At 62.1% G+C, this 13,288-nt stretch carries 16 protein-coding genes; all 16 read left to right on the forward strand.

What is annotated here, in order from left to right; translation table 11 throughout:
- Positions 1–359: 359 nt before the first annotated feature.
- The 16 genes from EN851_RS27110 to EN851_RS27180 all read left to right on the forward strand — a co-directional run bounded on the left by EN851_RS27110 (position 360) and on the right by EN851_RS27180 (position 13,279).
- Positions 360–545 (forward strand): hypothetical protein, encoded by a 186-nt coding sequence (locus tag EN851_RS27110; protein WP_135930364.1) that lies wholly within the window; start codon positions 360–362, stop codon positions 543–545.
- Positions 545–1,306, forward strand: a complete 762-nt coding sequence (locus tag EN851_RS27115; RefSeq protein WP_135930365.1) for a helix-turn-helix domain-containing protein — start codon at positions 545–547, stop codon at positions 1,304–1,306. The genes EN851_RS27110 and EN851_RS27115 overlap by 1 nt, the downstream gene beginning before the upstream one ends.
- Complete coding sequence (locus EN851_RS27120; RefSeq protein WP_135930366.1) at positions 1,303–1,509, forward strand: hypothetical protein; 207 nt, start codon at positions 1,303–1,305, stop codon at positions 1,507–1,509. The genes EN851_RS27115 and EN851_RS27120 overlap by 4 nt, the downstream gene beginning before the upstream one ends.
- A 175-nt stretch (positions 1,510–1,684) precedes the next feature.
- Complete coding sequence (locus tag EN851_RS27125; RefSeq protein ID WP_135930367.1) at positions 1,685–2,113, forward strand: hypothetical protein; 429 nt, start codon at positions 1,685–1,687, stop codon at positions 2,111–2,113.
- 34 nt (positions 2,114–2,147) lie between these two features.
- Positions 2,148–3,299, forward strand: coding sequence for a hypothetical protein (locus tag EN851_RS27130; protein ID WP_135930368.1), 1,152 nt, complete (start codon positions 2,148–2,150; stop codon positions 3,297–3,299).
- A 16-nt stretch (positions 3,300–3,315) separates the two neighbouring features.
- Entirely contained in the window at positions 3,316–3,807 is a 492-nt protein-coding gene (locus tag EN851_RS27135) for a hypothetical protein (RefSeq protein ID WP_135930369.1), read from the forward strand.
- A 26-nt stretch (positions 3,808–3,833) separates the two neighbouring features.
- Positions 3,834–4,052 carry a hypothetical protein gene (locus EN851_RS27140; protein WP_135930370.1) on the forward strand — a complete coding sequence of 73 codons (219 nt, stop codon included), beginning with the start codon at positions 3,834–3,836 and terminating at the stop codon, positions 4,050–4,052.
- Between the two features lie 73 nt (positions 4,053–4,125).
- On the forward strand, positions 4,126–7,314 hold the full coding sequence (locus tag EN851_RS27145) for a phage tail tape measure protein (protein ID WP_135930371.1): 3,189 nt from the start codon (positions 4,126–4,128) through the stop codon (positions 7,312–7,314).
- Positions 7,314–7,661, forward strand: a complete 348-nt coding sequence (locus EN851_RS27150) for a hypothetical protein (RefSeq protein WP_135930372.1) — start codon at positions 7,314–7,316, stop codon at positions 7,659–7,661. Before EN851_RS27145 ends, EN851_RS27150 begins: the two co-directional genes overlap by 1 nt.
- A gap of 5 nt (positions 7,662–7,666) precedes the next feature.
- The gene (locus tag EN851_RS27155) at positions 7,667–8,281 is read left to right on the forward strand and encodes a hypothetical protein (RefSeq protein ID WP_135930373.1); all 615 of its coding nucleotides are present in this window, start codon (positions 7,667–7,669) and stop codon (positions 8,279–8,281) included.
- Entirely contained in the window at positions 8,281–9,567 is a 1,287-nt protein-coding gene (locus EN851_RS27160) for a hypothetical protein (RefSeq protein ID WP_135930374.1), read from the forward strand. The genes EN851_RS27155 and EN851_RS27160 overlap by 1 nt, the downstream gene beginning before the upstream one ends.
- A 45-nt stretch (positions 9,568–9,612) precedes the next feature.
- Positions 9,613–9,771: a hypothetical protein gene (locus tag EN851_RS36495; protein ID WP_189343533.1), complete on the forward strand. Its 159-nt coding sequence runs from the start codon at positions 9,613–9,615 to the stop codon at positions 9,769–9,771.
- 480 nt (positions 9,772–10,251) lie between these two features.
- On the forward strand, positions 10,252–11,112 hold the full coding sequence (locus EN851_RS27165) for a hypothetical protein (RefSeq protein ID WP_135930375.1): 861 nt from the start codon (positions 10,252–10,254) through the stop codon (positions 11,110–11,112).
- Between the two features lie 143 nt (positions 11,113–11,255).
- Positions 11,256–11,966, forward strand: coding sequence for a hypothetical protein (locus EN851_RS27170; RefSeq protein ID WP_135930376.1), 711 nt, complete (start codon positions 11,256–11,258; stop codon positions 11,964–11,966).
- The gene (locus EN851_RS27175; RefSeq protein ID WP_245511977.1) at positions 11,967–12,203 is read left to right on the forward strand and encodes a hypothetical protein; all 237 of its coding nucleotides are present in this window, start codon (positions 11,967–11,969) and stop codon (positions 12,201–12,203) included.
- On the forward strand, positions 12,203–13,279 hold the full coding sequence (locus EN851_RS27180; protein WP_135930377.1) for a tyrosine-type recombinase/integrase: 1,077 nt from the start codon (positions 12,203–12,205) through the stop codon (positions 13,277–13,279). The genes EN851_RS27175 and EN851_RS27180 overlap by 1 nt, the downstream gene beginning before the upstream one ends.
- The last annotated feature ends 9 nt before the right edge of the window (positions 13,280–13,288 follow it).

Genomic DNA, 13,288 nt, shown 5'->3' on the forward strand with positions numbered 1-13,288 from the left:
CCCGGCCCGCAGCCACCCGTCGATCGGCCAGACAAAGCTCCGTCGGAGCTTGAGCATGTCGATCCGCCACCGCGAGACGTGCGGGAGGCGCCGGCACCAAATCCCAATGGCGACAAGAAAGCCTAAGCGCCGACCCGCGAACGCGCCTGCAACAGGCGCATGCCACACGAGAACGATCAGGTGGTCGCTCTATATAAGAACGTGATTTTCTTTTAAAAAGATGGTGCCCAGAGGCGGATTCGAACCACCGACACGCGGATTTTCAGTCAACGGCTAAGCAGCCAAAATCAAATACTTACAGCGAAAGTTGCGTCAAACCGCACGTCGGAAATCAATCACTTAGCGTCGATTTGTCAAACTTGCCGGTCGGCGGAACGACAGGCCTCTGCCATCAGTCGAACGCCGCGATAGACATTGCTGCCGCATGGTATCGCGCCAACCTGACCAGCATTGAACACCCCATCATTCCTACCCTGCGCCGCCGGTTCGGTCTGACGCCGTTGCAGGCGGTCGCCGTGATCCGCGAGGCAAAGGTCGCGCTTTGATGGCGAAAGTGCAGTCAACGTCGTGGAGCTGGCGCCACGCGATTATTTCGTCTGGCCTTGAGCCAACGACGCGCCATGTGCTGCTGACGATATCCTGCTTCATGAACGATTTGGGCGGCGGCTGCTATCCGACAACCAAGCAGCTCGAACAGGCGACCGGCCTTTCTGAGCGGTCGGTCTGCACACACATAGCGAAGGCCGAAAGCGCCGGCTGGCTGACCGTCACCAAGCACGGCCTCGCCGGTCGGAAATGGAAAAATCACGAGTATGAGGCGAGGTGGCCAGACGCCGAAGGCACTGAAGCACGTTCAGTGCCTCAGCCGAACGAGGCACTGAAGGACGTTCAGTGCCTTACGCCACGAGGCACTGAACGTCGTTCCAACGAGGCACTGAAGGACGTTCAGTCTAACAGTCCATACACCACTCCAATTGAGAGAGAGCGCGCGCGAGACGGATTTGATCAGGCGCTCAAGCGTTGGCCTGTCGTCGACAGTCCCAAGACCGCGCTGAAGGTGTGGAACAGCCTGTCGCTTTCAGACCGCATCGAGGGCGCCAACGAGATCGAGAGGTTCGTGGCTGTCAACCGATCGGCTGGCCGCAAGCTGATCTGCAGCTTTGCCAAGTATCTCGGCGAGCGAATGTGGAAAGCTCTACCCGAGCGGACACAGCCAAGGGCACCAGTGCCCGACAAGCCGGCAGGACCATCGCCCTTCGAGCGGAAGAATCCGAAGTGGAACCACAAGCCCGGAGTGACGCCATGACGGCCAAGCTGACCGACATGGAGATCGCCAGGGCGTTCGAACGCATCGTCATCGACGTGCGGGAAATCCTGCGCCTCGAGCGATGGCTTGCCGCCCAGTGCGGCGAGCAAGCGACCGGAGAGGACATAGCCGACACGATCCTCAACGTGATGGAGGACGTGAAAGCGGTGACTGATGAAGCGCTCGCGAGGGCGACGCCGTGACTTTTGGCGGGTCCTCCCCAGGCCAAAAACGTATGCGGGGCGGCGTAGCGCGATCCTCCTCCAGTCTGACGTGTTTAGGCGAGCCTAAACATTGCTGCCCTAAACAACACGGCAAGGTTGTCGAGGTCCGGATCGGCGTGACGCGCGGGCCAAAGCCGCAGCCTTGGCGCCACCCATGAACACGCTCGCCACCGCGACCGTCGGCCTGGTCCTCGCCGATCTCGACGAGGCCGAACGCATGGCACTCGCCGGGGTCGACGCCGGATCCTTGCTGGCCTTCGCGAAGGCCCTGTCACCGATGCACAAGCAGCGCGCGGCGCTCGTGGTCCGCGACGGCGCCATCCTGCAGCTCGCCGCTCTGGGTCTTTCTGCCGCCGACATCGAGCGAGAGATGGACCGCTACGCCGGCAACGGATGGCGCCGCGACCGGATCCTCGATGTCTGCCCGCCACGATATGCCGGTCGGCCGCAAGCCTGGCTATGGATGGCGATGAACGCGCATCCGCATCCGCTTTCCCGGCGTCGCATCGCGGAAGTGCTTGAAAAGGTTGAAACCGTGTGGCGGCCAGCCCCCCCTTCGGATCGCCAGCGCTCACGCGCATAGTTCAAATCACAGGCCCAACAACGGAGAAAATTTCATGTCCAAAGACCTGCTCGCCGCCGCCTCGCGCGGAATGAGGGCCGATGCTCACGCCTCCTCGCATGGGTCGATCGTCGCCGACACCGTGCCGATCGCCCGGACACCTGGGAACACCATCGCCGACATGGCGCCGGAGCCGTCGCTTAATGCCGCAATCGGAATGCGCCAGATCGGAACCCCGGCAGATGTCGCCGACCTGCTGCCGCCGCCCGCCAGGGCGAAACTCGTCGCCCTGCGTGAGCAGCTCGATGACCTGCGCCAGGCCGTCTGGGCGCAAGCCGAAGCATGGGAGGAGGCGCGCAAAAACAAAAGTGACGCAAAGTTGCGCGTCCTGATTCTGACCGATCACAATGTCGCGCAGCGGTACGGCAAGGGTCACCGCAGTTACGCCCTCGATCATCCTTCTGTTGTCCAGGCTGAGGCCACGTTTGCCAGCGCAAGCGAACGCTTCGCGCGCATCACTGAAAAACGGGATTCCCGCGCTTTCCGATCGCACGAACTGGCCAGGCTGATCGATGCCGTCGAGGGTTACATCGCCCGCGCGGTGCATTCTCACTCGAGGCTCGAGCTGTTCACCGGCGGCGGCAAGTTCGAACGGAAGCCGGCGGCCAGCATAGACGCAAGCCGCAAGGCGATCGCCACTTTGCGGGCCGACAGGCAGGAGGTGCGGACTGCGCCGCTGCCTTCTTCCAAGGTCAAAGAGCGAATCCGGGCCGAGGTCGAGGAGCTGGCAGAGAAGGGCCGCCCGAACGTGTTCAACGCGATCGAGTACGGCGAGGCAATCGGCTGGCCGGCCCTGACAATGCCCGTCTCGACCGCCGGATTGCTCGTGACGTCAGACGACGCCGCCGCGCGGCGTCTCATCGGTGCTGCCAATGCCGCCGGCCCGGATGCGCTGTCGCTGCTTGCCTGGCTTCATCGCGACGCCCTGCTGGCCGCGCTCGACAAGGAGGTCGACAGCCTCGCCGACGACAGCGTAGCGCTCGATGACGACACCAGGGCCAAGAAGCTGGCACAGATCGCCGCCGCGCTGCTCGACGAGGAGCGCACCGAAGTCATGATGGTCGAGAAGACCAGAGGCGATGTTGCCTTCAGGCCCGATACCGATCCGCGCGCGCTGCTCGGCATTGTCGGGCCGGATCCGGAATAAAGATTTCGGGCGAAACATGGGCGCCCGGCTCAAACACACCAGCAAGACGGAGTTTGAAATGACGGTCCCCGCAACTTTTCCGCCGCATTGGCGCGCCGCGATCGAGAGCGGCGAGGCCCGATTTGCCGACCGCGCCGATATTTTCGCGTTCTTCAAAGCGGTCGACGACCCCGCCACTTGGTCCGCATTCACCGCCGAGGAGCGGCAGAGCACGTTTTCCATCAATGGCCAATATGAGGATGATCGCATGGTCTATCTACACAACGCCGCCGCACTCAAGGCCGGCCGCCGCCTCATCGGCAATTCGATCGCAAGGACCGCGCCGACACTCGCCGAGTTGCGTCCCGAGATCGAGGCCATCAACGCCGAAATCGAGGAAGGACGCCGCCGCAGACATGAAGGCCCCAAGGCCTCGTCATCGTGGGCAGGCGTGATCGAGCACATCAACGCCGCGTTCGACCGCGCGACGGGCAATGCACGCCGCAACGGAGAGGCTGGCGGCGGCTGATCTTTCCGAATTTGCGAGGGATTCTGATGGTCAAGCGGCAGATCAAAAAACGGAAGGCGGGATGCGGCCTCGCGAAACCTTTCTTCATCCGCACAATCCCGCCATTGTCGTGCATCGGGGCACTCAGCCCTGATCCCCTCCAACCGCGCCGAGGCATCTCCTGTCGATCGGCCGGTGGAGGGCAACTTCCTTTGCTCGCCTTTGCCCTGGCCTGCGGCGTCGTCATCGCGGTGACGTTGCTGTGATGCCGCACCTCATCCAGCACCACGCTTTTTCCTAGAAACGATATGGAAAGGCTAAGAATCGAGGTCTGAAAAGATGGCGACGACAATCAAACAACGGATCGAACTCGACGGCGGCAAGGAGCTCAAGCGCGAGCTCGAGGAATTCGGCGCCGCCGGCCGCAAGGCGTTCAAGGACCTGCAGGCTGCAGCCGCCGCGACCAAGGGGCTGTCGCCGGGGTTCTTCAATTCGTTGAAGCAGGCCGAGGTCCAGATCAAATCGCTCGGCGGGTCCTTCGTCGACACCGGAAAGCAGATCCAAGCCGTCGGCAAGACGATGGCGACGGCACTGACGCTGCCGATCGTTGGCGCTGGCGTCGGCATCCTCAAGCAGGCCGGCGATTTCCAGAAGGCGATGAACAGCTTCGCCGTCAACGCCGGCGTGGCTGGACAGGCTCTTGGCGATGCTGAGAAGAAGGCACAGGAACTCGGACAGGCATCGGTCTTCTCGTCGACTGAAGCTGCGCAGGGCATGACTGAGTTGGCGAAGGTTGGCCTCGACTACAAAACCATCATGGAAGGTGCCGCCAAGGCGACAGTCGACCTCGCCGCCGCCAACGACACCAGCCTTGCTCCGGCCGCAGGCGTCATCGGCGACGTCATCAACCAGTTTAAGCTGAGCGCCGCGCAGCTCCCAGGCATTGTCGATTCCATCACCGGCGCGACGATCGAGTCCAAATTGAGCTTTGATGACTACGCCGCCGCCATCGGCCAGGCCGGCGGCGCGGCCGGAGCGCTGGGCGTCAGTTTCCAGGATTTCAACGCGGTGCTGGCGGCGACGGCTTCGTCGTTCTCTTCCGGTTCGGATGCCGGCACATCGTTCAAGACCTTCCTGACCCGGCTTGTGCCTCAGTCCAAGCAGGCTGCGGCTGCCATGGAGAAGCTAGGGCTGAAGTTCTTCGATGCGAATGGCAAAGCCCTGACCATGTCGCAGACCGCCCAGGTGTTGCAGGACAAGCTCGGCAAGCTGTCACAGGAAAATCTGACCGATAACGTACAGACGATATTTGGCACCGACGCCATGCGCACCGCCATCGCGCTGATGAAGCTGGGCGGCAAGGGCATCGATGAGATGCTGGCCAAGTTGAAGAACACCGATTCGGCCGAGATTGCCGCGACGCGCGTGAAAGGCTTGGTCGGTGAACTCGACCAGTTCAATAGCGCGGTAGAGAACCTTTCGATCGCTATCGGCAAGTCTGGCTTCCTTGATTTCGTGACCAACGTTGTCATTAAGCTGACCGACTGGACGCAGGCGCTGGCGACGCTGAGCCCTGACGTCTTGCAGTTCGGCACCGTCATCACCGGCGTCGGGGCGTCGATCGGCCCACTGCTGTTCGGTCTCGGGCTGATGACGCGTGCATTCGGCGTGACCCTTCAGGGCGTCGCCTCACTGGTTGCGGGCTTTCGGCTGCTCAGTGGCGCGCTGCTCTTTCTCGGCGCGAACCCCATCATCGCCGCGCTTGCGCTGGTTGGCGCCACGATCGCCATCTGGGCGACGCGGACCGGCGAGGCCACCATTGCGCTTCGCGTCCATGAAGACCTTATCGGCAAGGTAGGCAGCGCCTATGAACAGGCCGGCCGCAAGGTCGCCGAAATGTCGCAACAGGTCAAAGACGCCGCGCTTATCCAGGCGCGCCTATCGCAGGACGCCGCCAACAAGGGGTTGAGCAGCGCAATCGACGATGCGATCAATTCGATCGAGCAGTTCGACGGGCTCTTGCCGCACGCCGCCGATCAGCTTTTCGAAGTCTTCAAGCAGTTCCAGGGGACGAAGGATGTCGAGGCCTTTCGCGCGGAAGTCGCGAAGATCGGCGCGGCAAATCCGGAACTTGGCAAGCTCGCACAGCAATTCCTCGATATCAGCGAGAACGCGCACAAGCTGACGCAGGACAGCCAGGAGAGCGCGAATTTCATCGGGCTTCTGACCGGCAAGCTCACCGACTCCGAGTTCGCGGCCAAACAGGCTGCACTTGGAATTGCCGGCTACAGCGCCGACAGCAAAGCGGCCGCCGCGGGCGTCAAGGAATTCGGCGCCGCGACCGACGAAGCGAAGACCAAGGTCGAAGGCCTGTCGCATACGATCACCGTGTTTCGCGGCGGCGGTGCCGGCGGCCAGCTTTCGAAAGAAGTCTTCAACGTGGTGAACGGTGTCGCCACCAGCGCCGAGCAGTCGAAAAAGGCGCTCGACGACGTCGGCGCCAGCGCCAAAACGGCCGGCGACAAGGTCAAGGCCGTCGCCGACGATATAGCCAGTCACATCCGAACCGTTCCCGATTCGCTGACCACCAACTCCGTCACGCCGGCCGTCGATGGTATCGTCGCCGACATCCAGCGCATCAAGCCTGCGGCCGATGAAGCGGCGCTTGGCCTCAATACAGCATTCAATCCGGCCGACGACACTGGCGGCGGTCTCAATTCGGCGGTTGCGACAGCTGTCGATGGCGTCATTTCGGAAGTGCAGAAACTACCCGGCGCTGCGTCAGAGGCCGTCGGTGGCCTCAACAGTGCGCTTGCCGAGATCGACACCAGCGGCGCGCAGCAGGCCGCCGCGGCGGTTGCCGACCCATTCAAGGCGCTGCCGTCGATCTTCTCCGGCATCTTCTCCGGCCTTGGCGCACTCATCCAGGGAGGCTTCGGCAACCTGACCTCGGTCATCCGCAGCCTTGCCGGCCAGATCCGCTCGGAGATCAGCTCGATCATCGCGGCCCTGCAGCAGGCCGTCGCCGAGGCCCAAAGGCTGCGGTCGCAGGCGTCGTCGAGTTCATCGTCGTCCGGCGGCGGTTCGCGCGGCGGCTTTGCCACCGGCGGCTACATCGCCAGCGGTCCCGGTACGCCGACCAGCGACAGCATCCCGATCATGGCTTCCGTCAGGGAATTCATCATGCAGGCCAAGGCCACTGCCTATTATGGCCCTGGCTTCATGCACGCGCTTAACCAGATGAAGATCCCGCGCGATTTCTTCAGGGCGATCCGGGGCTTCCGTTTCGGCGGTGCCGTCGACGGTTTCAACAGGTCGATGTCTGTGCAGCGGTTCGCCGGCGGTGGGCTTGTTTCACCCTTACTGGCGTCATCCGGTGCCAGCGGCAACCACCGCACGCCTATCATCCTGCAGCTGCCGGGCGGGGAGCAGATCGATGATCTGACGATCGGGGATATCGCGCTCAACCGACTGCAGCGGTTCTTGCAACGCGAGGCGACTGCGAGCAACGGCCGGAGGCCCCGCTGATGACCTTTCCCCATCCCGAGCTCGGCGCGTTCGAAGGCGAAAACGGCAAGTGGTGCAACCACTACACCCAGCAGTTCTTGAACAGGGTGACGATGCCCGAGATGGCAGCGCAAGGATGCGATGCGCACAAGGTCTTCGCGCATCTCACGGGCGCGCTCGTCTGCGCCATCGGCGACGCCGGCGGCCGGCACGAGCACCAAATTTCAGACCAGATGATCGACCTGTTCCGCGATGCGCTGCGACGTGCCGAACGCGGCGAGTTCAACCTTTCGTTCCCATCAAGCCGGCCGCCGCCGCGTCTGACGCCGTTGACCGGTGGCAGGAAAGACGACCCAGAGCCGGCTTAAAGATCATGACCACGATGTCGAAGGCCGCCTTTGCACGACATATCAACGTCACGCGTGGTCGCGTCAGCCAATACCTTGCGGAAGGCACGATCGGGCGTGACGCGCTCCAAGGCGAGGGCCGCAACGCCAAGGTCATCGTCGCCAAGGCGATCGAGCAGATCCGGCAGCGCCGCGACATCGGCCAGGCGCTCGGCAATGGCCTCTCGACGCGGCTGGACCTGGTCGAGCAGGAAGAGGCGGCGGACGATGTCGGCCGGCCGCCGAAGCCGACGACGGTCGACGACGAGATCAAGCAGGAACGCCTGCAGTCGGAACGCCGTCGCAACCGCGTCGCCGCGCTGGAAGAGGAGGCGCAGCTCGGCCGCCTGGTCGACGCGGCAACGGTTCGGGCCGAGATGACGAAGCTGGCGCAGGCCGTCGACGACGAGAACGCAGGCATGCTTGCCGACTTCGCCACGTCGATCGCCGCGCAGTTCGGTTTGCCGCAGCGCGACGTGCTGCACCTCCTGCGCCGGATCCGCGCCGACAAGAAAGCCGCCGCGGCCGACCGCGCCCGGCGCCGCGCAGAGAGTCTGCCGGAACGCGTCTCGACGATCGTCGAATCGAAAGGAGAAGCCTGATGTTGCTACCAGATATGCTTTCAGGAGGTTCGGTTCGCGGCCGGGCCGTAGTGGTTGGCGGGAATGCTGGCGTCACCGATGGCGGCTTCGTCGACGAGCCTGTCGCCAGTACCACGGCATCGGGCAACACCACGCTCAAGGGCAAGACCAGGACAGGCGCATTCGGCAAGGTGGTCTATCCCCTGGCCAACATCGCCGCCGGCCGGCAATACACGTTTCGTTATGTCACGCATTTCTCGCAGCTGGCCCAGCAGGGCAAGCTCGCCATGGTCGGCCTCGGGCTGAAGACCAACAACGACTTCCACATCGTCGGCCTGCGCGGCGACGGCTCGACCGGGCTGCACAAATACCAGGTCAACGGCACGCCGCCGAACGGCTGGAACGCGCAGACCGGCCACACCACATCGGATGGCGGTGCATCGGCCAACGGCACGCAGGCCGGGCCGAACTACATCAGGCTCGTCGTCTCGGCCGACGGCGCGACATACAAGTTCCAGACCAGCCCGGACGGCGTTACCTATACCGACGAATACACCGGCCAGACGCCGACGCCCTTCTCCAACGTCTCCGGCGTCACCACCTTCGGCCTGGCGCTGTGGTTCAACAATGCCGATGCCGGGCCGTTCTCGATCGACATCGACCAGTTTGCCGATGCGGCGGCGCCAAGCGGAATAGCCAAAACATGGCTTGGATTCACCGGGCAATCAGGTACGGCGAGCAGCTTCACCTTCAATTCGGTAGACATCGGAGCAGCGGACTCAAACCGTGTGCTGGCAATATGCTGTTGTGGGGGCGATTTTGCCAGTGGCGCGGCCAGCGTCACTGGAGTGACAGTAAACGGAATAGCGCAGACTTCCCTCTTTTCGATCGGAAGCCGAGGCGCAACCGGAATCGCGTTGGTTGAAGTGCCTGCCGGGACGAGCGCCACGATCATTGTAACCTTTGGCGGCAGTCAGGCGCGGTGCGACATCGGCGTGTATAGACTGGTCGGCTATTCCGCTACCCTCTTCGGCACCGCCGATGCGGTTGCTGCGAATAGTAGCGCGACGCTCTCGATGTCAATTAACGTTGTGGCAAACGGAGCCCTCATTGGATTTGTAAACCAGGCAAACAGTCCCACGATAGATTGGACCGGCATCACTGAGGATGACCAAGTGCTATCTGGGTTCTATCATTCTGTTGCTTCACAAGATGGTTTAGCGGCCGAAACCGGGCGAACGATAACAGAGGCTGCGGGAGGCTCTCGTCTCGCGCACCCACACGTCATTTCGTTGCAACCACGATGATGAAGGGGATTCACAGCGGAATCAGCCCGCGCTATGGTGGCGCCCATGGAAACCGCCCTGGACGAACTTGTGCGCCTCCTGAAAGCCCCGCAGCCCAGCCTGCGAGACCGCTACGGCCTTTTCGTCCTGAAGTTCGCCGGCAACCTCGCCACCGGCGTGGCTATCGGCCTCGGCATCGGTGTCGGCCTGGCGCTCGCCGGCTGAAAACTATTCCAGACGGGAAGACTTTTCCGCAACTCCTGTTTCAGTGCCGGTCACGGAAGCAAGTTTCCGGTCTGGAATTTTGCTCGAAACATTCCATGCGAGAATGTTTTTCCCCCGGGAGGGGAATTGATTATTGGGGCGAATAAGCGGAACGTGTCCGTGGGCGTAGAATCCCGGACCGTGATATCTCCGAAATGACCCTTGGCGGGGTCGCGCTTCCCTTGGCGGGGAAGCTCGGATGAAAAATGTTCCGCATTGGAACATTTATTGGACGTGCTTGGCGGCACGGCTCCAGACCCGACCTATATGGCCGGGGGGCGCCGTTCTGTCCAGAGGGGAAACCCTTAAAAGCGTCGCGCCAGTCTCACGGCTGGTTTCTACCCCCCGGCTTTCGGTCCGCTACCGATGTGGAAAACCGTTCCGAACGGGAACGCTTTCCGCCGGCCGTAGAAAGCCGGTCCCAACCGTGAGAGAGACTCCATGTCGAATATCAAGGCAGCGGCGGCCGAAGGCCAGCCCAAGCACAGTTTCGTGACATTGATCTCGGAGTGGCTGAAGGCTCCGCCTCATCTTCAGCAGCGCGTCCTCGACCAGGCGCGGCGATTTGCCGAGGAAAACCAGCTCAAAGTTGAGAAAGTAGAAACCACGTCGGCCAGCGCCGGAGGATGTCCCCAAAAAGCAGGGCGGCATGGTCTCGTCGCTGGAACGCGATGCCATATGATCTCATCGGCGGAAGGAGGCAAACTCATGGAGAGCGTTATGAATCAGCACGTCAACCGCCGTTCCATCATCGGTGCCTCGGCAGGTCTTGCGGCGATCGCTATGCCTACTGCCGTCGCGGTCGCGGCCGATGGCGGGCCTTCAAATATGCAGACCCGCCAAGCTGGCGGCGTGGCTGTCGAGCTGCAGGCATTGCAGAAAGCGTTCAACGTCGAACTTCGTACGTTCAACAAGCACCGGAAGGTTTTCAACGCTGCCGAGCAGCGGTTTTTTGCGATGTGTCCGGCTCAACCGAAACGGAAATCGTTGGGAGATCTCGACCGCGTTGCCAAGGACGAGGCTTGGGACGCTGCCTATGAGGTGGCGCGACACAAGAGCGGTTTTGCTGCTGTCGACAAAGCGTACGGGGATCAGTTCAGGCGAACTGATCGGGCGGCCGGCAGAATCCTGCGCTTCAAAGCAGTGTCGTTGGAAGACATCCAGATCAAGCTCGACGTGCATCGCAAGTGGGTATTCGATGAAGGCGACAAGATCATGCAGGTCTTGGGCCGCGATATCCGCCGGGTCACCAAGGCGCAGCGCTCAAATGTTTCACGGGGAACTGCTGCTGTAACAGCCTGATTTAACGGTGGCTAAGCTCGCCACCTTTGGCAATGTCACACGGTGGTGCGGTCCGCCTCGGGCGACAGTCGGGTCTGCAAATTTGCTGACCCGGCTTCCACGGCGGAATTTTTGGTAAAAACTGCCATTGACGACTCGCGATAATGTCGGATATTTTGGCAGAGTTTACCAAAAGGGGTGATTTGATGCGCTCTCGCGAACTCCAGCAATTCCTCGCGTCCATCACAGGCCGGCCGTTAAGCGAAATTGATCAGCGCTGTCGTCCCCTCAGGGAAGCGCTGAAAATATCATCCGGCCCACGCGGGCAATCCGCGCCGCACATGACCATTGCCGAGGGCATGTTTCATATTCTCACGCTCGTTTCCCGCCGGCCTGCTGATGCGTTCGTGGTCGCCGACCTTCTGTTTTCGAAATGCTTGCTAGTCAGACACCCAGAGCACCCCGGATTGTCGGAAGCATTTCTCGGCAGGTCCAGGTCGCTTGCTACTTTTATGGTCGTTGCGATGAACAAGGGCTTTGAAACGGCTGGATTTGCGATCAAGAGGTTCGAGCTTCAGGAGGACGGCACCGCCGCCTGGATGACTTTCGACCGGCGATGCCTTTGCGACGTGCGTTTCTTTTTTACCAGCTCTGAACAACTCCAGAATCTGCCCGACGATGAAGCCGAACGCGTCTTTCGCTCGGTTGATTCGTTGGCTTCCGGAAATCGTTTTGTTATCGGCGCCGACCACCTCAAAGCCATTGGCAAGCGAATTTTGATGGACAGTCCAATGACGCCTGAAGGCGACCATCAGCTTGGAGATCTGGTCGTGGCCACATCCGACGACAAAAAATACGATGGCGGCTTAGCGTAAATGTCCAGCGCAACCCTCAATATCAAGGTTTCGCCGCGGCGCATGCTCGACGCGCGCGAGGCGGCCGACTATTGCGGGATCGTGCCGAAGCGCTTTCCGGCAGAATGCAACGTCACGCCGGTTTCGATGCCGAACGGGCAGCGGCGTTACGATATGCGCGATCTCGACACTTGGCTCGATAGCCTGAAATCCGGCGATGCGTCGAGCGATGACGACCTGGTCGGAAAGCTCGGCTGATGGCGATCGTCCGCGTCAAGGGCTTCAAGATCTGGCGCGACCGCAAACCGCCGTTCAAATGGCGCTGCCAGCATCGCAAGACCGGCGCCATGGTCGACGTGGCCAAGTTTCCGCTCGGCGGCATCACCTTCTTTGCCGAATGTGCACGCATCGTCGCCCTGGTCGACAAGGCCGATAGCCCGAAGCCGGGCACGCTCGGGCAGCTCATCGCGCGCTATCGTGGCAGCCCGTACTTCACCGATCTTGCTGCGCGCACCCGCGACGATTATCAGAAATGCTTCGATTACCTTCAGCCGATCGCCGACACGATGCTCGACCGCTTCACGCCGCCGCTCGTCGTGAGGATCCGCGACAAGGCGGCGGTCCAGCACGGCCGGCGATTCGGCAACTATGTCCGGACCGTCATGGCGCTCTTGTTCGCCTGGGGCGTCGAGCGCGGCTATCTCAAGATCAATCCAGCGGCCAAGATCAAGGGCATTCGCCGGCCGCGCGGCGTGCCGGAAGCAAACCGGCCGTGGGCCGATGCCGAGCGCGATGCCGTCGAGGCCGCGCTGCCGGCGCACATGGCCCTGGCGGTGTCGCTGATGATGTATTGCGGGCTGGACCCGCAGGACGCGCTGAAAATCCCTCCCACGGCAATTTCAGGCGGCATGATCGATGCCCGTCGCGGCAAGACCGGCGAGCCGGTGTGGTATCCGCTGCCGGCGCCCGTCCTGGCGGTGCTTGCGGCGGCACCGAAGCATGACGCCATCACGCTCTGCGCCAACAGCTTCGGCCGGCCCTGGACTGTCTCCGGCTTCCGCGCCTCGTGGCGGCCGATTCGGAAGGGACTGGAAAAGGCCGGCACCATTCAGCCAGGCCTGACGCTCAAGGGCCTTCGTCATACCGTCGCAACCATTCTCGCAGAGATGGGCTACGACGAACGCACCATAGCCGACATGCTCGGACAGAAGACGATCGAGATGGCGCGGCACTATTCTAAGCGCGCCAACAAGGCCCGGAAAATGACTGCGGTGGTCTCGAGTTTCGACGCCGAAGTGAACAGGCGGCGAACGAAAACTGTCAAACCCGCCTGAGAAAAACGT

Origin of the sequence: Mesorhizobium sp. M8A.F.Ca.ET.208.01.1.1, from assembly GCF_004791315.1 — a bacterium.
GTDB lineage: Bacteria > Pseudomonadota > Alphaproteobacteria > Rhizobiales > Rhizobiaceae > Mesorhizobium.

Coding starts and splice junctions, on each gene's coding strand:
- EN851_RS36495 (WP_189343533.1), top strand. CDS start 9,613: ATGGAAACCGCCCTGGACGAACTTGTGCGCCTCCTGAAAGCCCCGCAG.
- EN851_RS27165 (WP_135930375.1), top strand. CDS start 10,252: ATGTCGAATATCAAGGCAGCGGCGGCCGAAGGCCAGCCCAAGCACAGT.
- EN851_RS27135 (WP_135930369.1), top strand. CDS start 3,316: ATGGGCGCCCGGCTCAAACACACCAGCAAGACGGAGTTTGAAATGACG.
- EN851_RS27175 (WP_245511977.1), top strand. CDS start 11,967: ATGTCCAGCGCAACCCTCAATATCAAGGTTTCGCCGCGGCGCATGCTC.
- EN851_RS27130 (WP_135930368.1), top strand. CDS start 2,148: ATGTCCAAAGACCTGCTCGCCGCCGCCTCGCGCGGAATGAGGGCCGAT.
- EN851_RS27145 (WP_135930371.1), top strand. CDS start 4,126: ATGGCGACGACAATCAAACAACGGATCGAACTCGACGGCGGCAAGGAG.
- EN851_RS27170 (WP_135930376.1), top strand. CDS start 11,256: ATGTCGGATATTTTGGCAGAGTTTACCAAAAGGGGTGATTTGATGCGC.
- EN851_RS27125 (WP_135930367.1), top strand. CDS start 1,685: ATGAACACGCTCGCCACCGCGACCGTCGGCCTGGTCCTCGCCGATCTC.
- EN851_RS27180 (WP_135930377.1), top strand. CDS start 12,203: ATGGCGATCGTCCGCGTCAAGGGCTTCAAGATCTGGCGCGACCGCAAA.
- EN851_RS27115 (WP_135930365.1), top strand. CDS start 545: ATGGCGAAAGTGCAGTCAACGTCGTGGAGCTGGCGCCACGCGATTATT.
- EN851_RS27120 (WP_135930366.1), top strand. CDS start 1,303: ATGACGGCCAAGCTGACCGACATGGAGATCGCCAGGGCGTTCGAACGC.
- EN851_RS27155 (WP_135930373.1), top strand. CDS start 7,667: ATGACCACGATGTCGAAGGCCGCCTTTGCACGACATATCAACGTCACG.
- EN851_RS27160 (WP_135930374.1), top strand. CDS start 8,281: ATGTTGCTACCAGATATGCTTTCAGGAGGTTCGGTTCGCGGCCGGGCC.
- EN851_RS27140 (WP_135930370.1), top strand. CDS start 3,834: ATGGTCAAGCGGCAGATCAAAAAACGGAAGGCGGGATGCGGCCTCGCG.
- EN851_RS27150 (WP_135930372.1), top strand. CDS start 7,314: ATGACCTTTCCCCATCCCGAGCTCGGCGCGTTCGAAGGCGAAAACGGC.